The sequence below is a fragment of the Streptomyces sp. NPDC046977 genome (genome assembly GCF_040644455.1).
Taxonomy (GTDB): domain Bacteria; phylum Actinomycetota; class Actinomycetes; order Streptomycetales; family Streptomycetaceae; genus Actinacidiphila.
This window is the reverse complement of record NZ_JBEYWO010000011.1, coordinates 215,813-241,396: the sequence shown is the minus strand read 5'-3', so window position 1 is coordinate 241,396 and position 25,584 is coordinate 215,813. Positions and strand designations below refer to the sequence as shown.

Annotated in this window: 26 protein-coding genes; 18 read left to right on the top strand and 8 right to left on the bottom strand. The window is 74.3% G+C overall.

Going from position 1 to position 25,584, the window contains the following annotated elements; genetic code table 11:
* Window positions 1-1,215, top strand: a 1,215-nt coding sequence (locus tag ABZ883_RS19415; protein ID WP_360907407.1) for a hypothetical protein, incomplete at its 5' end; no start/stop codon positions are given.
* Window positions 1,216-1,712: 497 nt separating this feature from the next.
* Here the strand turns inward: ABZ883_RS19415 and ABZ883_RS19410 are convergent.
* Window positions 1,713-3,860 (bottom strand): alpha/beta fold hydrolase, encoded by a 2,148-nt coding sequence (locus ABZ883_RS19410; protein ID WP_360907405.1) that lies wholly within the window; start codon window positions 3,858-3,860, stop codon window positions 1,713-1,715.
* A 190-nt stretch (window positions 3,861-4,050) separates the two neighbouring features.
* On the opposite strand from ABZ883_RS19410, the gene ABZ883_RS19405 reads away from it, so the two are divergent.
* From ABZ883_RS19405 to ABZ883_RS19370, 8 genes are all read left to right on the top strand, one after another.
* The gene (locus tag ABZ883_RS19405; protein WP_319665541.1) at window positions 4,051-4,245 is read left to right on the top strand and encodes a hypothetical protein; all 195 of its coding nucleotides are present in this window, start codon (window positions 4,051-4,053) and stop codon (window positions 4,243-4,245) included.
* Window positions 4,246-4,261: 16 nt separating this feature from the next.
* Window positions 4,262-5,155 (top strand): N-acetyl-1-D-myo-inositol-2-amino-2-deoxy-alpha-D-glucopyranoside deacetylase, encoded by an 894-nt coding sequence (gene mshB / locus ABZ883_RS19400; protein ID WP_360907403.1) that lies wholly within the window; start codon window positions 4,262-4,264, stop codon window positions 5,153-5,155.
* Window positions 5,152-5,508 carry a DUF6113 family protein gene (locus tag ABZ883_RS19395; RefSeq protein ID WP_360907401.1) on the top strand — a complete coding sequence of 119 codons (357 nt, stop codon included), beginning with the start codon at window positions 5,152-5,154 and terminating at the stop codon, window positions 5,506-5,508. Before mshB ends, ABZ883_RS19395 begins: the two co-directional genes overlap by 4 nt.
* Window positions 5,509-5,722: 214 nt before the next feature.
* Window positions 5,723-7,804: a hypothetical protein gene (locus ABZ883_RS19390; protein ID WP_360907399.1), complete on the top strand. Its 2,082-nt coding sequence runs from the start codon at window positions 5,723-5,725 to the stop codon at window positions 7,802-7,804.
* 138 nt (window positions 7,805-7,942) lie between these two features.
* The gene (locus ABZ883_RS19385) at window positions 7,943-8,863 is read left to right on the top strand and encodes an ABC transporter ATP-binding protein (protein WP_360907397.1); all 921 of its coding nucleotides are present in this window, start codon (window positions 7,943-7,945) and stop codon (window positions 8,861-8,863) included.
* Window positions 8,860-9,573 (top strand): ABC transporter permease, encoded by a 714-nt coding sequence (locus tag ABZ883_RS19380; RefSeq protein WP_360907395.1) that lies wholly within the window; start codon window positions 8,860-8,862, stop codon window positions 9,571-9,573. Before ABZ883_RS19385 ends, ABZ883_RS19380 begins: the two co-directional genes overlap by 4 nt.
* Before the next feature lie 43 nt (window positions 9,574-9,616).
* Window positions 9,617-10,831, top strand: coding sequence for a sensor histidine kinase (locus ABZ883_RS19375; protein WP_360907393.1), 1,215 nt, complete (start codon window positions 9,617-9,619; stop codon window positions 10,829-10,831).
* A complete protein-coding gene (locus ABZ883_RS19370) occupies window positions 10,755-11,363 on the top strand; it encodes a response regulator transcription factor (protein ID WP_360907391.1) in 609 nt (202 codons plus the stop codon). Before ABZ883_RS19375 ends, ABZ883_RS19370 begins: the two co-directional genes overlap by 77 nt.
* Before the next feature lie 908 nt (window positions 11,364-12,271).
* Here ABZ883_RS19370 and ABZ883_RS19365 read toward each other — a convergent pair.
* The gene (locus ABZ883_RS19365) at window positions 12,272-13,096 is read right to left on the bottom strand and encodes a transglutaminase-like domain-containing protein (RefSeq protein WP_360907389.1); all 825 of its coding nucleotides are present in this window, start codon (window positions 13,094-13,096) and stop codon (window positions 12,272-12,274) included.
* Window positions 13,097-13,106: 10 nt separating this feature from the next.
* Entirely contained in the window at window positions 13,107-14,105 is a 999-nt protein-coding gene (locus ABZ883_RS19360) for a GNAT family N-acetyltransferase (protein WP_360907448.1), read from the bottom strand.
* A gap of 113 nt (window positions 14,106-14,218) precedes the next feature.
* On the opposite strand from ABZ883_RS19360, the gene fdxA reads away from it, so the two are divergent.
* Together fdxA and dapC are read left to right on the top strand one after the other, a co-directional pair.
* Window positions 14,219-14,539, top strand: a complete 321-nt coding sequence (fdxA, locus tag ABZ883_RS19355) for a ferredoxin (protein ID WP_018561461.1) — start codon at window positions 14,219-14,221, stop codon at window positions 14,537-14,539.
* 87 nt (window positions 14,540-14,626) lie between these two features.
* Window positions 14,627-15,739: a succinyldiaminopimelate transaminase gene (gene dapC / locus ABZ883_RS19350; protein ID WP_360907387.1), complete on the top strand. Its 1,113-nt coding sequence runs from the start codon at window positions 14,627-14,629 to the stop codon at window positions 15,737-15,739.
* 71 nt (window positions 15,740-15,810) lie between these two features.
* Here dapC and ABZ883_RS19345 read toward each other — a convergent pair whose 3' ends face one another.
* Both ABZ883_RS19345 and ABZ883_RS19340 read right to left on the bottom strand, forming a co-directional pair.
* Window positions 15,811-16,227 carry an ATP-binding protein gene (locus ABZ883_RS19345; protein ID WP_360907385.1) on the bottom strand — a complete coding sequence of 139 codons (417 nt, stop codon included), beginning with the start codon at window positions 16,225-16,227 and terminating at the stop codon, window positions 15,811-15,813.
* Between the two features lie 284 nt (window positions 16,228-16,511).
* Window positions 16,512-17,519: a heavy metal transporter gene (locus tag ABZ883_RS19340; protein WP_360907384.1), complete on the bottom strand. Its 1,008-nt coding sequence runs from the start codon at window positions 17,517-17,519 to the stop codon at window positions 16,512-16,514.
* A 64-nt stretch (window positions 17,520-17,583) separates the two neighbouring features.
* Between ABZ883_RS19340 and dapE the strand changes: the two genes are divergently transcribed.
* Both dapE and ABZ883_RS19330 read left to right on the top strand, forming a co-directional pair.
* Window positions 17,584-18,651, top strand: coding sequence for a succinyl-diaminopimelate desuccinylase (gene dapE / locus ABZ883_RS19335; RefSeq protein WP_360907382.1), 1,068 nt, complete (start codon window positions 17,584-17,586; stop codon window positions 18,649-18,651).
* 89 nt (window positions 18,652-18,740) lie between these two features.
* Window positions 18,741-19,535, top strand: coding sequence for a TIGR00730 family Rossman fold protein (locus tag ABZ883_RS19330; protein ID WP_360907380.1), 795 nt, complete (start codon window positions 18,741-18,743; stop codon window positions 19,533-19,535).
* A 248-nt stretch (window positions 19,536-19,783) separates the two neighbouring features.
* On the opposite strand, the gene folP is transcribed toward ABZ883_RS19330, so the two are convergent.
* Window positions 19,784-20,644, bottom strand: coding sequence for a dihydropteroate synthase (gene folP, locus ABZ883_RS19325; protein WP_360907378.1), 861 nt, complete (start codon window positions 20,642-20,644; stop codon window positions 19,784-19,786).
* 122 nt (window positions 20,645-20,766) lie between these two features.
* Between folP and ABZ883_RS19320 the strand changes: the two genes are divergently transcribed.
* Complete coding sequence (locus ABZ883_RS19320; RefSeq protein WP_360907376.1) at window positions 20,767-21,150, top strand: DivIVA domain-containing protein; 384 nt, start codon at window positions 20,767-20,769, stop codon at window positions 21,148-21,150.
* Window positions 21,147-21,740, top strand: a complete 594-nt coding sequence (locus ABZ883_RS19315) for a DNA-3-methyladenine glycosylase I (RefSeq protein ID WP_360907374.1) — start codon at window positions 21,147-21,149, stop codon at window positions 21,738-21,740. The genes ABZ883_RS19320 and ABZ883_RS19315 overlap by 4 nt, the downstream gene beginning before the upstream one ends.
* Window positions 21,741-21,769: 29 nt before the next feature.
* Here ABZ883_RS19315 and ABZ883_RS19310 read toward each other — a convergent pair whose 3' ends face one another.
* The gene (locus tag ABZ883_RS19310) at window positions 21,770-22,558 is read right to left on the bottom strand and encodes an enoyl-CoA hydratase-related protein (protein WP_360907372.1); all 789 of its coding nucleotides are present in this window, start codon (window positions 22,556-22,558) and stop codon (window positions 21,770-21,772) included.
* Window positions 22,559-22,820: 262 nt separating this feature from the next.
* On the opposite strand from ABZ883_RS19310, the gene ABZ883_RS19305 reads away from it, so the two are divergent.
* On the top strand, window positions 22,821-22,988 hold the full coding sequence (locus ABZ883_RS19305) for a DUF3117 domain-containing protein (protein ID WP_018561471.1): 168 nt from the start codon (window positions 22,821-22,823) through the stop codon (window positions 22,986-22,988).
* A gap of 136 nt (window positions 22,989-23,124) precedes the next feature.
* On the opposite strand, the gene ABZ883_RS19300 is transcribed toward ABZ883_RS19305, so the two are convergent.
* Window positions 23,125-23,790, bottom strand: a complete 666-nt coding sequence (locus tag ABZ883_RS19300) for an O-methyltransferase (RefSeq protein WP_360907446.1) — start codon at window positions 23,788-23,790, stop codon at window positions 23,125-23,127.
* Window positions 23,791-23,926: 136 nt separating this feature from the next.
* Between ABZ883_RS19300 and sigE the strand changes: the two genes are divergently transcribed.
* Together sigE and ABZ883_RS19290 are read left to right on the top strand one after the other, a co-directional pair.
* Window positions 23,927-24,703 carry an RNA polymerase sigma factor SigE gene (gene sigE, locus ABZ883_RS19295; protein ID WP_360907370.1) on the top strand — a complete coding sequence of 259 codons (777 nt, stop codon included), beginning with the start codon at window positions 23,927-23,929 and terminating at the stop codon, window positions 24,701-24,703.
* Window positions 24,700-25,578 (top strand): zf-HC2 domain-containing protein, encoded by an 879-nt coding sequence (locus ABZ883_RS19290; protein ID WP_360907368.1) that lies wholly within the window; start codon window positions 24,700-24,702, stop codon window positions 25,576-25,578. The genes sigE and ABZ883_RS19290 overlap by 4 nt, the downstream gene beginning before the upstream one ends.
* The last annotated feature ends 6 nt before the right edge of the window (window positions 25,579-25,584 follow it).

The window sequence follows — 25,584 nt, the reverse complement described above, 5'->3', positions numbered from 1 at the left end:
GACGTTCCGGAGGGCCTGCGTACCGGCATCGTCCCGCTCGGCCGCCCGATCCCCAACACCCCCGGCTTCCTCGCCGGCCGGGGCGACCTCGGGTCGCCCCGGCCGGCCACCGCCGGACCCCGCGTTGAACGCGGGGCGCCCGCGGCCCGTACTCCCCCCGAACGCAAGGACACTGCTGCCGGAGGGGCCTGGGAGGTGGCCATGCGGCAGACGTATCGGCTCGGAGGAGCGATCTGTGCCGCCCTGGGAACGGCCGAGGCCGTCTGGGTGGCGCAGGACGTCACCCAGTTCCGGGCGGAGGGCGCCCTCAGGGTGTGGACCGGGCTCGGAGTGCCGGTCGGCGGGGCACCGATGATCACCTCCACCGTGGACCTGCTGCTGCTCGGGCTGTACGCGGCCGGCGCGGTGGCCGCCTTCCGGCCCGGCGGGGTGGGGGTGCTCGGGGCCGCCGCCGTCATCACCCTGGCGCTGCGCACCCCCGCGGCCCTCCTGCTGGCCCCCGCTTCCGGCGGCGTCCTGCGCGGCCTCCAGGGGCCGTTGCTGCTCACCGCGGGCGGGCAGGTGGCCGGGGCGCTCCTGCTGCTCCTGGTCGTGCGCCGCAACGGCACGGACGCCCCCGCGCCGCCCAGACCCGCCGCGGGAGTGCTCGCCGGACTGCTGCTGCTGGTCGCCGCGGCGATCACAGGCATCTGGGAGTTCACCCGCACCCACGGCGATCCGGCCGCCGTCCCGCTGCCGCCCAGCTTCCTGTTCCGCACGGCCGTCGGCGGCTACCTCGTCAACTCCCAACTGGGCGCGCCCTTCGACTGGCAGGCCTGGGCGAGCACGGCCCTGGCCGCGGCCGCCGGGGCGGCGGCCCTGGCACGGGCGCCGTTCTCCCGGCCGCTGGGCATCTCGGTGGCGTGCCTGCTGGGGGCCGTCGCGGTCCCCGTCCTCGTCACCTTCCGGCTCCAGGCGCTGGGCGGCGCCGAGTTCGCGGCCGGCTTCTCGGCGGCCGCGGCCGTGGTGGCCGTCCTGCTGCTGATCCCCCGCAGGCCGGACCAGGACGGGGCGCCGGAGGGCGACCCCTTCGCGGACGCGGAGGTGGTGCCGGCCGCCGACACCCTCAGCATGCCGCTCTTCGACCGGACGGAGGTCCTGCCCGTCGTCGACGCGTACGGGCCGCCGCCCGGGGAGGCCCGCGCGGCGTACCTGCGCGAGCCCCCGTTCGGCTAGGAGGCGTCGTCCGGTGCGACGTGCTGCGAGGCGCAGTGCCTTCACGCGGTGGGCGCGGGGCACTCCCGGTGGGGCCTGTGGCGGTCCGGGCTGGGAAGTGCCGGTGCGCGGGCTTCCCTGGCTGCCGCTGGGGTGTCCCTCCGGTGCGGTGCACCGCGAGGCGGAGTGTCCTCTCCTGGTCGGTGCGGTCGGCACGCGGTGCGGGCACTCCCGGTGGGGCCGGGGGAGGGCCTGTGGCGGTCCGGGCCGGGAGGTGCCGGTGCGCGGGCTTCCCTGGCTGCCGCTGGGGTGTCCCTCCGGTGCGGTGCACCGCGAGGCGGAGTGTCCTCTCCTGGTCGGTGCGGTCGGCACGTGGTGCGGGTACTCCCGGTGGGGCCGGGGGATGGCTTGTGGCGGTCCGGGCCGGGAGGTGCCGGCGCACGGGCTTCCCCGGCTGCCGCTGGGGGTGCCCCTCCGGTGTGGTCGGGCCACGCGGCGGAGCCGGGGAAGGCCGCGGGTCAGGAGGCGGTGCCGAGGCCCAGGGCCCGCTTGAGGAAGGCGACCTGGAACAGCAGCAGGTTCTCGGCGACCTGCTCCTGCGGGGTCATGTGGGTCACCCCGGACAGCGGGAGGACCTCGTGCGGGCGCCCGGCGGCCAGCAGGGCGGAGGACAGCCGCAGGGTGTGGGCGGCGACCACGTTGTCGTCCGCGAGGCCGTGGACGAGCATCAGCGGCCGCGCCTGCTCCGCAGGTGCGGACAGCCCCGCGTCGGTGACGAGGGAGTTGGCGGCGTAGACGGCCGGCTGCTGCCCGGGGTCGCCGAGACAGCGCTCGGTGTAGTGGGTGTCGTACAGCCGCCAGTCGGTGACCGGGGCGCCGGCCACGCCCGCGTGGAAGACGTCCGGACGGCGCAGCACCGCCAGCGCGGCGAGGTAACCGCCGTACGACCAGCCGCGGATGGCCACCCGGCCGAGGTCCAGCGGGTAGCGGGCGGCGAGCGCGTGCAGCGCGTCGACCTGGTCGCCGAGGGTGACCCCGGCGAAGTCGCCGGCGATCGCCTTCTCCCACGCGGGGGAGTGCCCGGGCGTGCCGCGGCCGTCCGCGACGACGACCGCGAAGCCCTGGTCGGCCAGCCACTGCGCGTGCAGATAGGCGCGCTGGGCCCGCACCACCATCTGGCCGTGCGGGCCGCCGTAGGGGTCCATGAGCACGGGCAGCGGGCCGTCGCCGTCCCGGTACCCCGTGGGCAGCAGGACCGCCGCGGGGATGTCCCGCTCGCCGGCGGTGGTGAGCGCGGGGCGGGCGGTCAGCACCGGGGTCTCGGCGTACGAGGCGATCGCGGCCGGCTCCGCGCCGTCGCGCAGCACGCGCGTGGTCGCGGCCGGCTCCTCCAGCGAGGCGGACGTCAGCACGGTGACCCCGCCGGAGCGCACCGCGGTGTGGACGCCCGGGGTGCCGGACAGCCGGACCGGGCCGCCGGGCCCGCCGTCCGCCCGGTACACATGGATCTCGCCGGTCTCCGGGTCCTTGGCGCCGGCACCCGCCGAGGCGGTCAGCAGGAAGGCGTCCCCGTCGCTCCCGAGCACCGAACGCACGTGCAACTCCGGCCCGGTGAAGGCGCGTTCACCCACCATCAGGGATCGCGCGCCGCTCTCGTCGGTGATCCGCACCAGGCGCTCACCGCTCGCCCAGGCCGGTACCCCGGCGAAAAGATCCAGCCAGATTTCGTCGCGCTCGCGGTGCACCTCCCGGGTGCCGCCGGTGGCCGTGTCGACCGCCAGGTACACCTGCTCGCGCTGGTCTCTGGCCTGTACGAGCAGCAGCGGCGGGCCGGCCGCGGACCAGTGCACCCGGGCCAGGTACGGATAGCGCTCCCGGTCCCACTCCACGGGCGTCGCCGTGCCGTCCAGGGCCAGCAGCACCAACGTGACCTGGGCGTTCGGCGTGCCGGCCGCCGGGTAGGCCACCTCGGCGGGCTCCTGCCCGGGGTTGGCGGGGTCGGCGATCCACCAGCGCCGCACCGGGGCGTCGTCGACCCGCGCGGCGAGCAGCGCGCCGCCGTCCGGCGCCCACCAGAAACCGCGGCTGCGGGACATCTCCTCGGCGGCGATGAATTCCGCCAATCCGTAGGTGACGCCGGGGCCCTCCGGCACGGCCAGCGCGCGGTCACCGCCGCCGTCCGCGTCCACCACGTGCAGTGCGCCGTCCGCCACGTAGGCCACCCGGCGCCCGTCGGGCGAGGGCCGGGGGTCCGCCACCGGGCCGGGCACCGGGAGCTCCCTGGCGGTGCCCGCGGCCAGGTCCGCCGCGAACAGCCGCCCGGACAGGGCGAAGGCGGCCAGCGCGACCGCGTCGTCCGTCGCGTACGCCACGATGCCCGCCGAGCCCTCGCGGCTGCGCTCGCGCCGCGCCCGCTCCTGCGGCGACAGCTCCTCGTCCGCGCCGGCGAGCAGGGCCGCGGGGTCGGCCGCGACCCGCTCGGCCGCCGTGCCGCCGCCGGCGGGCAGGTCCAGCACCCACAGCAGGTGCGAGCGGTCGGTGCCGGACCGGGAGCGCAGGAAGGCGATGCGCCCGCCGTCCGGCGAGACGGAGAAGGCACGCGGGGCGCCGAGCGAGAACCGCTGCGTGCGGGCGTACTGCCGCGGGAAGGAGAGCGATTGCGTCATGCCGCGATCCTCCCACCGGGCCGGTCGCCGGACCCGGCGCGCGCACCCGCGAGAACCGGCCATGCGCCCCCGCGTGCTCCCGTGCACCGAGCTGTGCGGTCCACCACAAAGTTATGATCCATTGCCAAGAGTGGGTAACAACCGGTTGGCAACTGCTGCCGCGACCCTGAGGCCCTGGAGGTGAGCCGCTGTGGCACTCTCGATTTCGGCGGTGCTGCTGCTGCTGATCGTCGTGTTCCTGCTCGTCCGGAAGTCCGGGCTGAAGGCGGGCCATGCGGTGGTCTGCGTACTGCTCGGCTTCTATCTGGCGAGCTCGTCGATCGCCCCGACGATCAGGGACCTGACCAACAATGTCGCGGGCATGATCGGGGACTTCAAGTTCTGAGCCGTAGGCTCTCCCCATGACCGCCACACCCGCCCGCCGGCTGCTCCTCGTCCACGCACACCCCGACGACGAGTCGATCAACAACGGCGCCACCATGGCCAAGTACGTCGCCGAGGGGGCCCTTGTGACGCTCGTGACGTGCACCCTGGGCGAGGAGGGCGAGGTGATCCCGCCGGAACTGGCCCACCTGGCCGCCGACCGGGACGACACCCTCGGCACGCAGCGGATCGGCGAACTGGCCGACGCCATGAAGGAGCTGGGCGTCACCGACCACCGGTTCCTCGGCGGCCCCGGCCGGTACCGCGACTCGGGGATGATGGGCGTCCCGCAGAACGAGCGGCCCGACTGCTTCTGGCAGGCGGACCTCGACGAGGCGGCCTCGTACCTCGTGGAGGTGATCCGCGAGACGCGGCCGCAGGTGCTCGTCACGTACGACCCCGACGGCGGCTACGGCCACCCCGACCACATCCAGGCGCACCGCGTCTCCATGCGCGCCGCGGAGCTGGCCGCGGACGCGTCCTGGAGACCCGGCCTCGGCGACCCGCACACCGTCGCCAAGGTCTACTGGAACTGCATTCCGCGCTCCGAGGTCGAGAAGGGCTTCGCGCGGCTGCACGCGGCCGGCAGGTCCGCGCTCTTCGAGGGCGTCGCGAGCCCCGACGACCTGCCGGGCGTCGTGGACGACTCCGTGGCGACCGCGGTCGTCGACCTGGAGGGGCGGCACGCCGCGCAGAAGACGGCGGCGATGCGCGCCCACATCACGCAGATCGCGGTGGACGGCCCGTTCTTCGCCCTCTCCAACGACCTCGGGCAGCCGCTCTTCGGCGCCGAGTACTACCGGCTGGTCCAGGGCGAGCCCGGGGTCGCCGACGGCCGTGAGGACGACCTGTTCGCGGGGGTGGGGGCATGAGGCGGCTCGCGTACCCCGTCCTGGCGGTGCTCGGCGCCGCCGTCGCCGTCGCCGGGGCGCTGGTCCAGGCGGCGTGGTTCCCCGGTGGGCTGATCCTGGCGCTCGCCGGGAGCGCGGCCCTGTTCTGGGGCGGCGGCAGGCTGACCGGCGGGCGGGTGGGGGCGGTGGTGCCGGCGGCCGTCTGGCTGCTCACCGTGATCTTCCTCAGCTCCGCGCGCCCGGAGGGCGACTTCCTGTTCGCCAATGGACTCAGCCCGTACATCTACTTGTTGGGCGGCGCGATGGCCGGCGTGATGTCGGCCACGCTTGCGCAACCCGGGCCTCCCGGCGGTGGATCGCTTGAGGCACGATAGGCGCCACGTTCCGTCCGTTACGATGCGCGCGTTGACCGCTCACGAACTGCACGTCGTCCGATTTGGTGGATGACGTCGCATAAGTCCCGTTGGTACGGGCGGTCTCCCCCCGGCGGCAGGCGACTCCTCGGCGGTGCCCAGTATGGTGGTGCGCGCCGCCGGGCCGCCCGCGGAAGGCCGTGACGGGTGGCGAAGCGAACCGGGAGAGCCTGCATTGAGTCGTGAAACTGACCGTCCGTCCCCCGGCCACCAGGGCCGGGGCGGAGCCGCGTATCCCTCGGGCACCCCGCCGTACGGGACCCGCCCGTTTCCGTCGCTGCATCCGCAGGAGGGCCCGCGGGACGAGGCGGCCGCCGAAGGGGAGACCCCGGCCGCCGCTGCCGCGGGAGAGCCGAGGACCGAGACAACGCTGACCACCCGGGTCCGGATCAACATCCCCGGGTCCCGGCCGATTCCGCCCGTCGTGGTCCGTACGACCGTCGACGGCGGCGCCGAGGGCGAGGCCCCCGCCTCCCCGGCGGCCGGCCCCGCCGCCGAGGCGGCGCAGCAGCCCGCGGCGTGGACCGCGGGCGGCCCCGCCGGCCCCGGGCAGGGCGAGCCCGCCCCCGCGCCGGTACCGGCCGCCGAGCCGGAGGTCCCGGCGCAGGGCGGCTCCAAGCCGACCAGCGACTGGTTCGCCCCGCGCAAGGCCGCCCCGGCCCCGCAGGCGCCCGAGGCGGCGGCACTGCCCGCCCCCGCGCCCGCACCGGCCCCCGCTCCGGCACAGGACTTCGCGCCCGCCCAGGACTTCGCGCCGGCGCAGGACTTCACCGCCCCGGAGACCACGCAGCCGATGCAGCTCGGCGACCTGCCGATGCGCAACGGCGGTCCGGGACGCGGCCCCGGCCGCCCGGGCGGCCCCGCCGCGTCCGGCGGCGGCCCCATCCCGTACCTCAACGACGGCCCCACGGGCCCGGGCGGGCCCGGTGGCCCCGGCGTTCCCGGCCCCCGGCCGTTCCCCGGCCAGGCGGGCCCCGGCGGACCCGCGGGTCCCGGTGCGCCCGGTCCTGGAGGCCCTGGCGGCCCCGGCACGCCGTTCCGCGGCTTCCAGGCCCCGGCCGGCCCCACCACGGGCCCCGTCACCGGCGACATGCGGATCCCCCCGGCCGGTGCGCCGCACGCCGCGCAGGCCCCGGCGCCCTTTCCCGGCGCGTTCGCGCCCGCGGGGGAGCGGCTGTCCGGCGACACGGTCGTCAGCGGCATCCCGGCCGTGCCCCCCGCGGGCCCCTCGGTCACCCGTCCGGTCCCGGCGGCCGGCGGCGACGCGTACCACTTCCAGAAGGACGAGGAGCCGGCCCCCAAGCCCAAGGGACGCTCCAAGCTGATACTGGCGGGCGCGGCCGTGGTGGTCCTGCTCGGCATCGCCTACGGGGCGGGTCTGCTGATGGACCACTCCGACGTCCCGGCCGGCACCACCGTCTACGGCGTGGACATCGGCGGCAAGTCCCGGGACGACGCCATGGCGTCGCTCGACGCGGCGCTCGGCGGCCGCAAGGACGCGGCGATCACCGTCACCGTCGGCGAGCAGACCATGAAGCTCAAGCCCTCGGCCGCCGGACTCGTCCTCGACACCGACGCGACCGTCCGCAACGTGGCGCACCGCGACTACAACCCCGTCACGGTGATCGGCTCGCTGTTCGGCGGCAGCCGCGAGGTCGACCCCGTCGTGGACACCGACAAGGACAAGCTCCGTGCGCAGCTGAAGAAACTCTCCGAAGGCCTCGGCGGCGCGGGCTCCGAGGGCAAGGTGACGTTCGTGTCCGGCAAGGCCGTGGCCGTCGCCGGCAAGCCGCACCAGGCCATCGACGTGGACGGCTCGGTGGACAAGCTGACCACGGCCTACGCCACCCAGCTCGCCAGCGGCAAGCCCGGCCTGGTCACCCTGGCGGCGACCACCGTCGAGCCCAAGGTCACCCAGGCCGCGCTCGACGACGCGGTCAACGGCTTCGGCAAGACCGCCATGTCGGGCTACGTGTACGTGAAGGCCGGCAACGGCTCCCCCGTCCCGTTCAGCCCGGAGCACTCGCTCTCGGAGATCCTGTCCATGGTCCCGGACGACGACGGCAACCTGAGCCCGTACATCGACACCAAGGTGCTCAAGGAGCTGTACGGCGGCGCCTTCGACGGCGTGCTGGTCACCCGCGGGGACGGCAGCAAGACCGCCGTGACCCCGCAGGACGTCGCCTCGGCGATGCTGCCCGCGCTGCGGACGGACGACCCGCAGAAGAAGACGGTCACCGTGGAGGGCACCTCCTGACCGGCTGAGCTCCGCGTCACGAACGCCATGGGTGTGGCCCCGGTACCCGTACCGGGGCCACACCCATGACATCTGTCATGCGCGGAACGGGACGCCCGGCACTGCCGGGCGGGGCCCCGCACCGGCGAGTCTGAGGCCATGACCGCCATCGCGTTCACGCACGTGACGAAGAACTTCGGCCCGGTACGGGCCGTCGACGACCTGACCCTGACCCTCCACCCGGGCGAGACCGTCGCCCTCCTCGGCCCCAACGGCGCCGGCAAGTCCACCGCGCTGGACCTGCTGCTGGGCCTGCGCACCCCCGACTCCGGCACCGTCGAGCTCTTCGGCCGCACACCGCGCCGGGCGATCTCCGAGGGGCTGGTCGGCGCCATGCTGCAGAGCGGCGGCCTCATGGAGGACGTCACCGTCCGGGAGATCGTGCGGCTCGCCTGCGATCTGCACCCGCGCCCGCGACCCGTCGCCGAGGTGCTCTCCGGCGCGGGCCTGGACGCGATCACCGACCGCAAGGTCAACAAGCTCTCCGGCGGCCAGGAGCAGCGGGTGCGCTTCGCCATGGCGACCGCCGGGGTGAGCGACCTGCTGGTCCTGGACGAGCCCACCACCGGCATGGACGTCTCCGCGCGCCAGGCCTTCTGGGACGCCATGCGCGGCCAGGTGCGGCAGGGCCGCACCGTGCTCTTCGCCACCCACTACCTGGAGGAGGCCGACGCGGTCGCCGACCGCGTGCTCGTCCTCCAGGGCGGCCGGCTGTTGGCCGACGGCACCGCCGCGGAGATCAAGGCCCGTGCCGGCGCCCGGCGGATCGTCTTCGACCTCGACGACGCGTGGGACGAGGCGGCACTGCTCGCCCTGCCCGGCGTCACGGCGGCCGAGGTGACCGGCCGCACCGTGCGCCTGCGCTCCACGGACGCCGACGCGACCGTGCACGCCGTCTACGCCGCCGGGCTCTACCCCCGGCACCTGGAGGTCGCCGGACTCGGCCTGGAGCAGGCCTTCCTGGCCATCACGGCCGCCACAGCGGACAGGTCCAAGGACGAGGAGGTGGCGGCCCGATGAGGACGCTGGTCACGCTGGAGATCCTGCGCGTGCTGCGCAACCGCAAGTTCATGTTCTTCTCGGTGCTCTACCCGGTGCTGCTCTTCCTGATCCTGACGGCCGGTCAGAACAACACCCTGGTCACGTACTACATGGTCGCGATGTGCGCCTTCGGCGCCATGACCGCCGTGCTCATGGGCAACTCCGAGCGCATCGCCCGCGAACGCGACAAGGGCTGGGTCCGGCAGCTGCGGCTGACCGCCCTGCCCGGCCGCGGCTACGTCCTGGCGAAGATCGCCTCGGCCGCCACCGTCAGCCTGCCCTCCATCGTCCTCGTCCTCATCGCGGGCGCGGCCGTCAAGGGCGTACGGCTGGACGCCTGGCAGTGGGGCGGCGTGCTGCTGACCAGCTGGGCCGGCAGCTTCGTCTTCGCCGCGCTGGGCGTGGCCATCGGCTACGTCGCCACCGCCGACGTGGCCCGCCCGGTCGCCATGATCGCCTACTTCGGGACGGCGCTGCTCGGCGGCCTGTGGATGCCGTACAGCTCCTTCCCGGGCTGGCTGCGGCGCATCGCGGACGTGCTCCCGGCCCGCCCGTACGCCGCGCTCGGTCAGGCCGTCGAGCTCGGCCACGCGCCGCACCCGCGCGACGTGGCGGTGCTCGTGGTCTACCTGGTGCTCTTCGCGGGCACAGCCGCTTGGATGTACCGCAAGGACACCGCGAAGGCCTGACCCCCGCGACGGGCCCTGGAAGAACGACGGAGAGGAAGACGCCGTGGCGGACCTCGACAACACGGCGATCGGCCGGGCGCCGGAGAACCGCCGGCAGGCGGTCGTGAAGCTGATCTGGATCGCGATGTGGATGCTCTACCTGGGCTCCCCCGTCAGCGACCTGGCCGACGGCGGCCACGCCCTGCCCGGCACCGTCCTGGGGTGGGCCGGGCTCGCCGCCTACGTCACGCTCTACCTCGGACTGGTCTTCCGGCGGACCAACGCCGAACGGCAGCCGCCCTGGGCGTACGGGGTGCTGGGGCTGCTCGGCGCGCTCGCTCTCGTGCTGGGGCTGACCCTCGGCAGCGCGTTCCTCGTGCTCTTCGTCTACCTGTCGGTGGCCTGCGGCGCCGTCCTGCCCCTCCGCCAGGCACGCTGGGCGATCCCCCTGGCCACCGCCGCGCTCGCCCTGTGCGCCGCGACGGTCGGCGTGAACGGCATCACGCTGGTCTCCCTGCTCGTGCCGTGCATGCTCGGCGGCTTCGCCATGACCGGCGTACGGCAACTGGTCCGCACCACCCGGGAACTGCGCGAGGCCCGCCAGGCCGTCGCGCAACTGGCCGCGACCGAGGAACGGCTGCGGCTCGCCCGCGATCTGCACGACCTGCTGGGGCACTCGCTGTCCCTGATCACCCTCAAGAGCGAACTCGCCGGACGGATGCTGCCCGACCGGCCCGGCGACGCCGCCGCGCAGGTCGCCGACATCGAGCGGGTCAGCCGCCAGGCCCTCGTCGACGTCCGCGAGGCCGTCACCGGCTACCGGCGGCCCAGCCTCGCCGACGAACTGGTCGCCGCCCGCGGCGCCCTGCGGACGGCCGGCATCCACGCCGACCTCCCCGCCGAGGCCACCGCCCCCCTCACCCCCGACACGGAGGGCGCGCTGGCCTGGGCCCTGCGCGAAGCGGTCACCAACGTCGTACGGCACAGCGGCGCCCGGCGCTGCGCCGTCCGCGTCGGCGAGGACGGCGCAACGGTGTGCCTGACCGTCTCCGACGACGGGCACGGCCCCGGCGACGCCGGGCCCGGCAACGGCCTCACAGGGCTGGAGGAACGCCTCGCACTGGCCGGCGGCCGCCTGGAGACCGAGGGCGGACGCGGCTTCACCCTCCGCGCGTTCGTCCCGGCGGGCTACGCTGCCGCCCATGATCCGGGTGCTGCTGGCGGAGGACCAGTCGATGGTGCGCGAGGCGCTGGCCGCCCTGCTGGGGCTGGAGGCTGACATCGAGGTCGTCGCGCAGGTCGCCGCGGGCGACGAGATCGTGGCCGCCGCGCTGGAGGCCCGGCCGGACGTCGCGCTGCTCGACATCGAGATGCCCGGCACCATGACGGGCCTCGACGCGGCCGCCGCGCTGCGGGCCGAACTGCCGCACGTGCGCGTCGTCATCGTCACCACCTTCGGCCGCCCCGGCTACCTGCGGCGCGCCATGGAGGCCGGCGCCGACGCCTTCCTGGTCAAGGACGCCCCCGCGGCGCGGCTCGCGGACGCGGTGCGCGCCGTCCTGCGCGGCGAGAAGGTCATCGACCCCGCCCTCGCCGCGGCCGCCCTCAGCGAGGGCGCCGACCCCCTCACCGCCCGCGAGCGCGACGTCCTGCGGGCGGCGGCCGACGGCTCGGTCAACGCGGAGATCGCGCGGCGACTGCATCTCTCCGAGGGGACGGTGCGGAATTATTTGTCGACCGCGATGCAGAAGGCGGGGGCGCGGAATCGGGCGGAGGCGGTCCGGGTCGCCCTCGAGCGCGGCTGGCTCTGACTCTTTTTCACCCGCCCTCCCTCCCGTGTGCCCTGTGAAGTCTGGGCGCCCCGACGCGCGTTGTCGGGGGGCCGGGTGCGGGGCCTCCGGGGCTGCCATTCTGGACAGCACATTTAGGTGCCTCAGGCACCCGCCTTGAGCACTCCGGGTTGTGCACCCAAATATGCTCCACAGTCCAGAACGCCACCCTCCCCCAGCTACCGCTGGGAGGTGCCCCCAACTCCCCCGCCCCCTCCGTCTCGTCCCGCGCCTGATCCCCGGTGGGGGTGTGGGGGGCGGTCCGTGCTCAAGCCGTCGTTGGCGCAGCGCGGCCGTACCGCGTGGGCGCCCGGACCGCGCCGGATCGCCAACGCCCGGGAAACATGCACGCAGGCGACTGCGGTGCGCCGCTCAGGCGCGCTCGCCTGAGGAAGCGGGGGCGGGAACACCTCCCGCCGAAGGCTGGGGGAGAACTGCGCTGCACCAATGGCTGCCCGGGCCACGACCGCCTTCTCACACCCCCACCAAGGACCAGGCACGGAGACCAGAGGGGCCGGGGTGTCAGGGGCCCAGGCCGAAGGCTGGCGGCCGTTCCTCCGCAGCCGATTCCGTCGCGCTGACTGCGGCCCGGGCCACGGCCGCCTTCTCACCCCCCACCGGGGATCAGGCGCGAGAGCTCACGGAGGGGGCGGGGGAGTTGGGGGCACCTCCCAGCGGTAGCTGGGGGAGGGTGGATGTGCTGGACGTTCGGCATATTTGTGTGCGGTATCTGGGGCGAACAATGGTGGGTGCTGGAAATGCACGTAAATATCCAGTCCAGGACGTGCAGCCCCGGAGGCCCCGGACCCGGCCCCCACACCACTTGCGTCGGGGCGCCCAGACTTCACAGGGCACACGGGCGGGCGGGGAAAAGACCCAGGTCCACAACGTCAGTTGAGGCGCGCACGGGCAGCCCGGGCCTGATGACGCAACGCCCCCGCCATGGCCGGCTCGGCCCCCTCGAGGGCGTCCGCGTAAGCCTCCATCTCCGCCGCGCCCCGCGCGAACTCCCCCGCCCGCACCAGCAGCTGCGCATGCTCCTGGCGCAGCCGCGCCGGATGGTGGGGCAGCAGCAGCGCGAGCTCCACGGCCCACAGCTGCACCGCGAGGTGCTCGGGGCGGGCGTCGGCCCAGGCGCGGATGTTGTTCAGGACGCGCAGCACGATGTCGAGCGGGTCGGCCGGGCTGAGCATCGCGGGGGACAGGCCTGAGCCGGTGGCGCCGGCCACGAGGAGGCGGACGTCCTCGTCGCCGAGGGGGCGGCCGCCGTTGAAGGGGTCGGCCAGCACGAACGCGCCGGCCGGGTCGCCGAAGCCGACGACGAAGTGGCCGGGGAGGGCGACGCCGTAGACCGGGGCACCGGCCCGGCGGGCGACCTCGATCCACACCACGGAGAGCAGGATGGGCAGGCCGCGCCGCCGTCGCAGCACTTCGTGCAGCAGGGAGGAGTCCAGCCGCTGGTAGTCCGCGGGTGTGCCGCGCAAGCCGAGCCGGCCGCCGAGCAGCGCCGCGGTGGCGGCGGCCCAGTCGGCGGGGCGGGTCAGCCCGTACGGCAGGAGCCCGGCGAGCCGGTCGAGTTCGATCTGCGCGGCGTCCGTTCCCGCCTCGCCGAGGTCGGGGTCGGCCTCCTCGCCGATGAGCAGGCAGAGCGTCGCCAGGTCCGGGCGCGGGTCGCGGGCGGCCTCGGCGAAGCGCCGCCGGAGCATGTCGTCCATGCCGTCGCTCCTAACCGTCGGCCGGGCGCGGTCCGCGCCGGTAGTGGTAGGCGTGGTGGGTGACGAAGCCCAGCCGGTCCCAGAGTGCGCGGGCGCCGTCGTTGTCCGCCTCGACCTGGAGGTACGCGCCCGAGGCGCCCTCGTCCAGCGCCTTGCGGGCGAGGGCCGCGACGACGGCCGTGGCCAGCCCGGTGCGGCGCAGGGCGGGGCCGGTCTCGACGGCGGCGAAGGACGCCCAGCGTCCGTCGACCGCGCACCGCCCGATGGCGGCGGGCGGGCCGCCCGCGGTGCCGGGGACGCTCGCGAGCCACACGGAGGGGCCGCCGGTGAGCACGGCGAGGGCCGCGTCACCGAGTCCGCCGGTGCGGTGGTAGCGGGCGAGCCATCCGGTGTCCGGTTCGCGGGCCAGCCGCACGTGTTCGGCGCCGGGCAGGTCCGCGAGCGGTGCCAGCGGGGCGGTGCGCAGCAGGGCATGGCCCTCGGCGGTCCAGCCGAGGCCGTCGAGGGTGTCCGCGAGGGCGTCGTCGCCGACCTGGATGTACGCGGGCAGGCCGCGTTCGCGGTACCAGTGGGCCACCGCCTCGGCGGCGGCCGGGGCGGGCATGCCCGGTTCGCCGAGCGGCAGCGCGGAGTTGGCGCGCCGGGTGAAGCCGCCGGCGGCGCGGAGGGTCCAGGTGCCGAGCCGTGCGGTCTCGGGCGCGGGCCAGCAGCGCGCGGCGCTCTCCTGGAGTTCGCGGGCCGTCGCGCGGGGGGCCCGCGCGCCGCGCCGGGCGGGCGTGTCGGGCACGATCTTGGCCGCGACGAGCAGGCGTTCCGCGATGCGGACGGCCGCGCCGTCCCTGCGGGTGACGACCAGTTCGCCCTCGTCCCACGATGTGAGAACCCCTACCGCGTCGGTGAACACGGGGCGTCCGCCGACGATCTCGGCGATACGGCGGGTTGACACGCGTTTGCCCACGTCAGAGGGGGTTATCCGTACGTCCGCCCGGGCTCCGGCGGTGAAATCCATGCTCATGACCGCCCCTCCTGTTCGTCTGCCGCCCAAGAACGGAGATACTAGGTGCGGGCATCGACGACGCCGCGCTCCCGCGCGAGACAGCCCTATCGAGGAGGAACGACAGCGTGACCTACGTCATCGCGCAGCCTTGTGTCGACGTCAAGGACAAGGCGTGCATCGAGGAGTGCCCGGTCGACTGCATCTACGAGGGCCAGCGGTCCTTGTACATCCACCCGGACGAATGCGTCGACTGCGGAGCCTGTGAGCCGGTCTGCCCGGTGGAGGCCATCTTCTACGAGGATGACACCCCGGAGGAGTGGAAGGACTACTACAAGGCGAACGTCGAGTTCTTCGACGAGCTCGGTTCGCCCGGTGGTGCCTCCAAGCTCGGGCTGATCGAGCGCGACCACCCCTTCATCGCCGCTCTGCCGCCGCAGGGCGAGTGACCCCGACAGTTGTGGGCGGTCCCGCACGGCACACCGCCGTGCGGGGCCGCCGTGTTTAGAGGCCTCCGGGCCGTTCGGTAACGGAAAGTGAGCACCAGCGTGGCGCAGCCCGTCTCGTCCAGACTCCCCGTCTTCCCGTGGGACCGGCTGGAGCCGTACAAGGCCACGGCCGCCGCGCACGCCGGCGGCATCGTCGACCTGTCGGTGGGCACTCCCGTCGACCCGGTTCCCCACATCGTCCGCCGCGCGCTGAGCGAGGCCTCCGACAGCCCCGGTTACCCCACGGTGTGGGGCACTCCCGAGCTGCGGGCCGCCATCACCGGCTGGGCGGGGCGCCGGCTCGGCGCCGCGGACCTGGGGGACACCCATGTGCTGCCGGTGGTCGGCTCCAAGGAGCTGGTCGCCTGGCTGCCGACGCAGCTGGGCCTGGGCGCGGGCGACAAGGTCGCGTACCCGCGGCTGGCCTACCCGACCTACGAGGTCGGCGCGCGCCTCGCGGGTGCCGAGCCGGTCGTCTACGACGAGCCGACCGAGCTCGACCCGGCGGGCCTGCGGCTGCTGTGGCTCAACAGCCCCTCCAACCCCACCGGGCGGGTGCTCGGCAAGGACGAGCTGCGCCGGGCGGTGGCCTGGGCGCGCGAGCACGGCGTGCTGGTCTTCAGCGACGAGTGCTACCTCGAACTGGGCTGGGAGGCCGACCCGGTCTCGGTGCTCCACCCGGACGTCTGCGGCGGCTCGTACGAGGGCATCGTCGCCGTCCACTCGCTGTCCAAGCGCTCCAACCTCGCCGGGTACCGGTCGGCCTTCCTGCTGGGCGACCCGGCCGTGCTGGGCGAGCTGCTGCAGATCCGCAAGCACGGCGGCATGATGACGCCCGCCCCGGTGCAGGCCGCCACCATCGCGGCCCTCGGCGACGACGCCCATGTGGCCGGGCAGCGCGAGCGCTACGCGCGGCGCCGGGCCGCGCTGCGCACGGCGTTCGAGGCGGCCGGTTTCCGCATCGAGCACAGCGAGGCCAGCCTCTACCTGTGGGCCACGCGCGACGAGTCGGGCTGGGACACGGTCGCCGACCTGTCCAAGCGCGGCATCCTGGTGGCGCCGGGCGACTTCTACGGCGAGGCCGGCGAGCGGTTCGTGCGGATCGCCTTCACGGCCACCGACGAGCGGGTCGCGGCCGCCGTGCGCCGGCTGACCGCCTGATCCGTCCCGGAACAGCCCGAAGGGCCCGGGGAGCCGAGGCTCTCCGGGCCCTTCCGGTGCGGCTGTGGGGGTCAGCCGCCGAGGGGAAGCCCCTTGAGGGGAAGCTGGTCGGTGGTGGGCAGGCTCTGCAGCGGCAGACCGGTCTTGCCGGCGCGCTTGCCGACCTCGACGGCGGCGCCGCCGATGGTGCCCGCCGCCTTCGTGGCGACGCCGCTGACGGCCGGCTGGGCCGTCTTGCCGAGGCCGGCGACGGTGCGCGCCGCGGCGGGCACGGTCTGCTGGACGGCCTTCACCGCGCCGGAGTCCTGGGCGGCGTTCGTGACCGTGCCGGCGAGTTCCGGGGCCTTGTCCACGTTGGTCAGCCCACCCAGGTCGCCGACCTGAGGCAGCTCGGCTGCGGACGCGGCACCGGCACCGATGAGGGGAGCCGCGGCCGCGCCGACCAGCAGGGCGGCCCGGGCGATCCGACGCGTGAGGGGGAGAGACATGGTGCTCCTTTTACGGAGAGACGACAGTTACGGCGTGACATGTCCGCGGGGCGGACGTCGTGACTACCGCGTGAGGGGCCCCGAAGGTTGCGGCCGCCCAAGGTAAAGAGTTGGTAATGCGGCGCGTTACGGCGTCAGGTAAAGCGGAGCAATTCGGGCGTTGTGAGCTGCGCCGACGAAACGTCACAGCCCGTCCTCAGAAGGAGTTTTGACGCTTCGCCACGACGGTTTCCCATCTGATGGGTTTGGCGTACAAGCGACCCGCCTGGGGGTGAATGCCCGCACTATTGCGCGACGGTGATGCGCACGTCTTCCGCAACGGCACCGGAACCGGCGCTATTCGATTTCGTCCAGCCCTTGCCGGAGGCCGCCGCGGACCACTCCTGGTGCGCGAACGCCACTTTCTCGACCTTCAGTTCGTCCGCGTGCGCCACCGCCCACTGCGCCAGTTCCCAGCCGCGCCGGGCATCGCCGCCCCGCGCCCCGCTGCCGGCCGGTGCGGACGGCACCGCCACCGTCCGCCGGTCCGGGGACTGTTGGGGACCGGCCCCGGCACGCTCGGGAGTGTCGGCGTTCTTGGCGTCGCTCCCGGCGCCGCGGGCCGCGAGCGTCCGCGGGGCCACCTCCGGGCCGAACTCCCGCACCAGACGGGCCCGTACCTTCGCGGGGTCCCCGCCGGTGGCGGCCCGCTCGCCGTCCGCCGTCGTGCAGGTCAGTGCCGCGCCGTGACGGCCCGTCAGGGCGGCGGCCAGCAGCGCCGCGTCGGCCTCGTGCTTGGCGTACGCCTGCGGGTAGCCGCTCTTCTGCACCCGCTGCGCGGCCACGGTGAGCGGCAGCCGCGAATAGCCCTCGATCTTCACCAGGCCGTCGAAGAACTCGTTCGAGGCGTAGACCGGGTCCATGATCTGCGCCGCCGTGCCCCAGCCCTGCGAGGGGCGCTGCTGGAACAGGCCCATCGAGTCGCGGTCGCCGTGGTTGATGTTGCGCAGCGCGGACTCCTGCATCGACGTCGCCAGCGCTATCGCCACCGCCCGCTCCGGCAGCCCGCGGGAACTGGCCACGGCGGCGATCGTGGACGCGTTGGCGGCCTGCTGCGGCTCCAGCCGCAGGGTGCCGCCCTCGGCGGTCACCGTGCACTCCACAGCCCCGGGACCGCCGATCACCCCGAAGTGGTAGGCCGCGTAGCCCGCGACCCCCAGCAGCACCAGCGAGGAGGTGACCAGGCGCGGGGCCCGCCGGCGCTTTTTGGGGGCGCGCACGGCGGGGCGGGACGACGACGTCGGCTTCGGCACGCGCACACCGTACCGAAGGCGGCTGTGCCGCCCCCGGCATTCGTCCCCCGGTAAGGTCGGCGCCATGGAACGGCCCGTGCTCGATCTCAGTCAGGACGCCGCCGCGGTGACGGCGCAGCTCGTCGACATCCCCTCCGTCAGCCTCCAGGAGAAGCCGCTGGCCGACGCCGTCGAGGCGGCACTGCGCGCCCTGCCGCACCTCACCGTCGACCGCGACCGCGACGCGGTGGTCGCCCGCACCCGCCTGGGGCGCGCCGAGCGGGTCGTGCTCGCGGGGCACCTGGACACCGTGCCCATCGCCGACAACGTGCCCTCCCGGCTGGACGACGACGGCATCCTGTGGGGCTGCGGCACCTCCGACATGAAGTCCGGCGTCGCCGTCCAGCTGCGCCTCGCCGCCACCCTCCCCGAGCCCAACCGCGACCTCACCTTCGTCTTCTACGACGCCGAGGAGATCGAGGCGGAGCGCAACGGGCTGCGGCGGCTGGCCGAGCACCACCCCGACTGGCTCGAGGGCGACTTCGCGGTCCTGCTGGAGCCCACCGACGCCAAGGTCGAGGGCGGCTGCCAGGGCACCTTGCGGGTCCGCGTCGAGACCACCGGCCGCCGCGCCCACTCCGCCCGCAGCTGGCTCGGCGAGAACGCCATCCACAAGGCCGCGCCGATCCTCGCCCGGCTCGCCGCGTACGAGCCCCGGCGGGCCGTCATCGACGGACTGACCTACCACGAGGGCCTCAACGCCGTCATGATCGAGGGCGGCCACGCCGGCAACGTCATCCCCGACTTCTGCGCGGTGATCGTCAACTTCCGCTTCGCCCCCGACCGTTCGGAGGCCGAGGCATTCGCCCACGTCCGCGAGGTCTTCGAGGGCTTCGACGTGCTGCTCACCGACAGCGCCCCGGGCGCCCTGCCGGGCCTGTCCCACCCCGCCGCGGCGGCCTTCGTGGCGGCCATCGGCACCGAACCCGCCCCCAAGGACGCCTGGACCGACGTCGCCCGCTTCTCCGCGCTCGGCGTCCCCGCCGTGAACTACGGCCCCGGCGACCCCCGGCTCGCCCACACCCGCGAGGAGCACGTCGCCGTCGCGGCCGTCCTGGAGGCGGAACGGAAACTGCGCGCCTGGCTGGTGTAACGAGCTGTTAAGCGGCGCGTTCTTGATCCCTGCGGTGGGCGCGTGCGTACCCTGACCGGACCGGGGGGACGCAGCGAAAGGAGCGCGACATGGACCGTGACGCGGAGGAGGCGGCGGCGGCCGAGACGGCGGCGGCGGAGGGCAGCTCCACGGGCCGTGACTGGCCCGAGCGCCACACCGGCCCGGTGGTGCGCCGCCGGGGCCAGGTGCAGAAGTCCACCACCGACCAGCGGCTGCTGGACACCCGCGGCCCGTCGGACTGGGTGCACGGCGATCCCTGGCGCGTGATGCGCATCCAGTCCGAGTTCGTCGAGGGCTTCGGCGCCCTGGCCGAACTCGGCCGTGCCGTCAGCGTCTTCGGCTCCGCCCGCACACCCGAGGGCGCACCGGAGTACGAGACCGGCGTCCGCATCGGCCGCGCCCTGGCGGAGGCCGGCTTCGCCGTCATCACCGGAGGCGGCCCCGGCGCCATGGAGGCGGCCAACCGCGGCGCGTGCGAGGCCGGCGGCGTCTCGGTGGGGCTCGGCATCGAGCTGCCCTTCGAGCAGGGGCTCAACCCCTACGTCGACATCGGCGTGAACTTCCGCTACTTCTTCGTCCGCAAGACGATGTTCGTGAAGTACGCCTCCGGCTTCATCGTGCTGCCCGGCGGCTTCGGCACGCTCGACGAGCTCTTCGAGGCCCTCACCCTCGTGCAGACCCGCAAGGTCACGCAGTTCCCCATCGTCCTGTTCGGCACCGCGTACTGGCGGGGCCTGGTCGACTGGGTCCGGGAGACCGTCGTCCACCAGGGCAAGGCGTCCCCGGTGGACCTGGAGCTGCTGCACCTGACCGACGACGTGGACGAGGCCGTCGCCCTGGTGACGAAGGAGAGCGGGGACTAGCCGGACGCCCCGCTCCCGAACGGACGGCCGCGCGCCGGTGTCGACCTCCGGCCCCGGCGTCCCGGGACCGGGGGAGGAGGCCGCTGTGCGGGAGGCCCTCCCCGTGGTGCCGCCGCCGCACCCGCTCAGCCGCGGCAGCCGCCTCACCCCGGGCCGTTGCGTGTGCGGCGACCCGCGGCACGGGCCCGCTCCAGGGCGTCCTGGCGTCGGGCGCGTGCCCGCGGCACGGCGCGGCGCGGGCGGCCCCGTCAGGCCAGTCCGCGGCGGGCGACCGCCGGCGGGCGGCGGCCGGCGATGGAGGCGACCATGTCGAGCACCTGCCGGGTCTCGGCGACCTCGTGCACGCGGTACACCTGCGCGCCCAGCCACGCCGACACCGCCGTCGTCGCCAAGGTGCCCAGCAGCCGTTCCTTGACCGGCCGGTCCAGCGTCTCGCCGACGAAGTCCTTGTTGGACAGCGAGACCAGCACCGGCCACCCCGTCGCCGTCATCTCCGGCAGGCGCCGGGTCGCCTCCAGTGAGTGCCGGGTGTTCTTGCCGAAGTCGTGCCCGGGGTCGATGAGGACGGCGTCCCGCCGCACCCCGAGGGCGACCGCGCGTTCCGCGAGCCCCACGGTGACCTTCAGGATGTCCGCCATCACGTCGTCGTAGCCCACGCGGTGCGGCCGGGTGCGCGGCCGGGCGCCGCCCGCGTGCGTGCACACCAGGCCGGCGCCGTGCGCGGCCGCGACCTCGGCGAGGCGGGGGTCGACCCCGCCCCACGCGTCGTTCAGCAGGTCCGCGCCGGCCGCGCAGACGGCCTCGCCGACCTCGTGCCGCCAGGTGTCCACGCTGATGACGACGTCGGGGTGGCGCCGCCGCACCTCGGCGACGAAGTCGGCCGTGCGCCGGATCTCCTCCTGCGCAGACACCTCCGCGCCCGGGCCCGCCTTGACGCCGCCGATGTCGATGATCGCGGCGCCCTCGGCCACGGCCTGCGCCACGCGCGCCAGGGCGGGCTCGTCGCTGAAAGTGGCGCCCTGGTCGTAGAACGAGTCCGGCGTCCGGTTCACGATCGCCATGATCACGGGCTCGTGCTCGCCGAATTCCCGTGTGCCCAGCCTCAGCATGTCGTGCCCGTCTCCTCGAAATGTGATCCGCCGACCGAAGATAGTCGCCGACCGCGCGCCGCGCGCACGGCGCGGCGTGGCACGATCGTGCCGTACAGGTCGGGCCGACCCCGGGAGAGGTCTTGTTCTGGTTCTTGCTCATCGCGCTGGTCGCGGTGGTCGCCGCGGTGGCCCTCGCGGTGCTCGGCGACGGCGGGGGGCTTCGTGACGTGGAGCCGGACCGGTTGGACGACCGGCTGCCCCAGGAGCGCCCGGTGGGGCGCGCCGACATAGAGCAGCTGCGGCTGCCGGTGGCCGTGCGCGGCTACCGCATGCTCGACGTCGACGACGTGCTGGACCGGCTGGCCGCGGAACTCGCCCAGCGCGACGCGCACATCGCCGACCTGGAGGCCGCGCTCGCCGGGGCGCACGCCACCGCGTTCGGCGGCCCCTCGCTGGTCAAGGACGCCGCGCAGGACGCGGAGGAGGCCGCCCGCGAGCCCAGCGGGCCCGGGGGAGAGCGATGAGCGGTGCGGTCGTCGGGGCGGACGGCAAGGCGCGCTGCCCCTGGGGACTGGAGACCGAGGCCTTCGCGGACTACCGGGAGTACCACGACACCGAGTGGGGCCGCCCGGTGCACGGCGAGGCCCCGCTCTTCGAGCGGGTGTGCCTGGAGGCCTTCCAGTCGGGGCTGTCGTGGATCACGATCCTGCGCCGCCGCGAGGGCTTCCGGAAGGCGTTCGCGGGCTTCTCGCCGGACGCCGTGGCCGCGTTCACCGACGAGGACCGCGAGCGGCTGCTCGCCGACACCGGCATCATCCGCAACCGCGCCAAGATCGACGCGGCGATCTCCAACGCCCGGGCCACGCTCGAACTGCGCACGGCGTACGAGGGCGGCCTGGACGCCCTCGTGTGGTCGTACGCGCCCGATCCCGCCACGCGGCCCGCGCCCCGCACCACCGCGGACGTACCGGCCGTCACGGCGGAGTCCACCGCCCTGGCCAAGGACCTCAAGAAGCGCGGTTTCCGCTTCGTCGGCCCCACCACCGCCTACGCGCTGATGCAGGCCTGCGGGCTGGTGGACGACCATCTGGCCGGCTGCTTCGCGCGCCCCTGAGGGCGCGCGGCAGCAGGCCGCCGGAGGCCTCAGCGCCCCAGGTAGTGGGGCTTGTCCTTCTTGAGGAACGCCTCGACCGCGATCCGGTGGTCCTCGGAGGCGCCCGCCAGGGTCTGCAGCTCGTCCTCCTTGGCCAGGCTCTCGATCAGCGAGTGGTCCTCGCCGTACGCCAGGGACGCCTTGACCGCGGCGTAGGCGACCGTGGGGCCCTCGGCGAGGCCGCGGGCCACCTCCGCGGCGACGGCGGCCAGGTCGGCCGCCGGGACGAGCCGGTTGACGATGCCGAGCTCGTACGCCTCCTGCGCGGGCACGATCCGCGGGAAGAGCAGCAGGTCGGCGGCGCGGCTGCGGCCGACGAGCCGGGGCAGCGTCCAGGAGGCGCCGGAGTCGGCGGTCAGCGCGACGCCGACGAAGGAGGTGTTGAACTTCGCGGTGTCCGCGGCCACGCGGTAGTCGCAGGCGAAGGCGAAGCCCGCCCCCGCGCCCGCCGCGACGCCGTTGATCCCGGCGACGACGGGCTTGGGCATCGTCGCGATGGCCGTGACGATCGGGTTGTAGTGCTCGCGAACCGTGGACATCGAGGAACCGCCGCCCGCCTCGATGATCGAGATGTGCTCCTTGAGGTCCTGGCCCACGCAGAAGGCCTTGCCGGTCGCCGTCAGGAGCACCGCCCGCACGGCCCGGTCGGCGCCCGCGGTCTGCAGGGCGTCGCGCAGGGCGACCTTGGTCCCGACGTTCAGCGCGTTCATCGCGTCGGGGCGGTTCAAGGTGATGGTGGCGAGCCCGTCGCCCACCTCGTACAGCACGGTGTCCGTCATGTGATCCCCTTCGTCGCGGCTCGCGTTCGGGGTCAGCATGCCGGAGATCACCGCACACGAACATGTGACGTCCATCAAACGCACGCGAGTGGGCGATCACCGAAATGGACGGTTTTGCGGGACCGCGTTCTCGAACGGATGGGAACCGATGTTGGTCATCGGGTCACCCGATGCGGGATAATGGCCGAGAACCAATGTGTTCGAGTCCGGTGGCGCCTGGGCCACCGTGTGCGAAGAGCTGGTTTCAGGAAGGGGAACGAGCATGGCGGCCATGAAGCCGCGGACGGGTGATGGCCCGCTCGAGGTGACCAAGGAGGGGCGGAGCATCATCATGCGCGTTCCGCTCGAGGGCGGCGGACGGCTTGTCGTCGAGCTGACCCCGGACGAGGCGGATGCACTCGGCGAGGCATTGAAGAAGGCCATCGCCTGAACCGGCCAATCCAAGCCTTGGGCCCCCGGCAGCACGCATGCGCCGGGGGCCGCTTGTTTTTCTTTTCGGAACGGCCGGACGCTTCACGTCGCACGGGAATGCGGGCGCTCGGCGGCGGGGGCGGATGCCGGAATTGTCAGCCGCGCCGTACCGCGCAGAGCAGGCCGTCGTCCGTCGGCAGCAGGACGGGGGCGAGCGCGGGGTTGTCGCGGACCGTCCGCATCAGCTCGCGCAGCCGGATCACCTCGGACTCCTGGTGGGCGGCGTCCATCGCGCGGCCCTGGGCGAAGGCGCCCTCGAAGCAGACCAGGCCGCCGGGCCTGAGCAGACGCAGCGATTCCGCGAGGTAGTCCGGGTACTCCAGCCGGTCGCCGTCGCAGAAGACCAGGTCGTAGCCGCCGTCGGCGAGGCGGGGGAGCACGTCCAGCGCCCGGCCGGAGATGCAGCGGGCGCGGTTGGTGGCGAAGCCGGCCTCGCGGTAGGCGCCGCGGGCCAGTTGCTGGCGGTCCGGCTCGGTGTCGACGGTGGTCAGCACCCCGTCGGCGCGCATGCCGTGCAGCAGGTGGATGCCGGAGACCCCGGTGCCGGTGCCGATCTCCACGACCGCCTTGGCGTCGGTGGCGGCGGCGAGCAGGCGCAGCGTCGCGCCGGTGCCCGGGGAGACCGGGCGCACCCCTGCCTCACGGGCTCGCGCGCGGGCCCGTATCAGCGCGTCGTCCTCGGCGACGAAGGCGTCCGCGAACGCCCAGCTCGCCTGCCGATTCCCGGTAATTGCCCTCTCCTGTCCGCGTGACGGTTGCAGCCCGCCCGGCGACTGTATCCGTTGCGGTCGGGAACCCGGAGATGGGACCAGTCGTTGGGAGGTTCGACAGATGGTGGGGAACGAGGGCCGCGGCGATGAGCTCGGCACTTATCCGGAGCTAACGGGCGAGGTGGATATGGTAGGGGCTCTACTGGACACCACCAGAGCCGACAGGGGAGGTGCGGCTGCGGCGGGTCACCGGGGAGTGCTTTCGCGCTTTCGCAGGTCGGCCGGCGAGCCGAAATCCGTGACCGATACAGCTGACGACCGTCCGCGATCAGACGAGTCCTCGACAGTGGCCGCCAACGCGACCTTCGCCACCGACGGGGGTGCTCAGACGTGGACCCCTCCCTCATGGGAGGAGATCGTCAGTACCCACAGCGCGCGGGTCTACCGTCTCGCCTACCGCCTGACGGGCAACCAGCACGACGCCGAGGACCTCACGCAGGAGGTCTTCGTCAGGGTCTTCCGTTCGCTGTCGACGTACACGCCCGGCACCTTCGAGGGCTGGCTGCACCGCATCACCACCAACCTCTTCCTGGACATGGTCCGGCGCCGCCAGCGCATCCGCTTCGACGCCCTGGGCGACGACGCGGCCGAGCGCCTGCCCAGCCGTGAGCCGTCCCCCGCGCAGCACTTCGCGGACACGCACTTCGACGCCGACATCCAGCAGGCGCTGGACACCCTGGCGCCGGAGTTCCGCGCCGCGGTCGTGCTCTGCGACATCGAGGGCCTGTCCTACGAGGAGATCGCGGCGACGCTCGGCGTCAAGCTCGGCACCGTGCGCAGCCGTATCCACCGCGGCCGGTCCCACCTGCGCAAGGCGCTGGAGCACCGGGCGCCCGCCGCCCGTCCGGGCCGGGCACCCGTCCTGACCACGGGCCGGGCGGCCCTGGAGGGCGGGGGCACGTGAGCAATACCCGCAGCCGGCATCTGCTCTGCGCCGAGCAGCACCTCGGGGACCATCTCGCCGCCTTCGTCGACGGCGAGCTCCAGGACGACGCCCGCGACCGGGTGCTGGCGCACCTGGCGACCTGCACCGAGTGCAAGGACGCCGCGGACGAGCAGCGCCGTATGAAGGACGCGATCGCCGCCTCCGCACCACCCGCCCTCTCGGCGGGCCTGCTGGCCCGCCTCCAGGAACTGCCCGCGGGTGACGGCGACGGCACCAGCGGGCCCTTCGACGGCGGGTTGATGCAGGCTGCCAGCCTCGGCGGCGAACGGCTGAACGGCGACCTGTTCGGCAAGGCCCGCGAGGAGTTCGCGCTGCCGCTGTCGGCGTCGGCGTCCCGGGGCTTCCGGATCCACGAGACGGCGCGCCCCGCCACCCCCGGTGCGCCGGGCCCGACGGGCTCCGCGGCCCGCGGCCGGCGGCGATTCGCCTTCGCGGCCGCGGCCGGCGCGTTCTCCATGGCGGCCATCGCCCTCGGCGGCGCGCTCCCGCTGGACGGCGCCGCGGATCCCGGCATGGACGAGACGGGCGCCGCGGTGACCCCGCTGAGCTCGCAGCAGTCCGCCCGCCCGGCCGCCGACGTGTGGGCCAGGCCCACCGACGACCTCCTGCACCCCGTCAACGGCGCACGGCCCTTCGCGCTGACCTCGCCGTCGTCCATGGGCCGGATCGACCCCGCGGCCGTCGCGCGTTCCCTGCCGGCATCGGAACGCCGGTCGTCCGCCCCGCCGCCCGCGTCCGCCACCGGGACGCCGGCCTCGCCGGACGCGTCGGTCGCGCCTGTTCCCGCCGGCACGGCCACCCCCCTCCTGGGCACCTTCCCCGTCAGCCGCTGAGCGGGC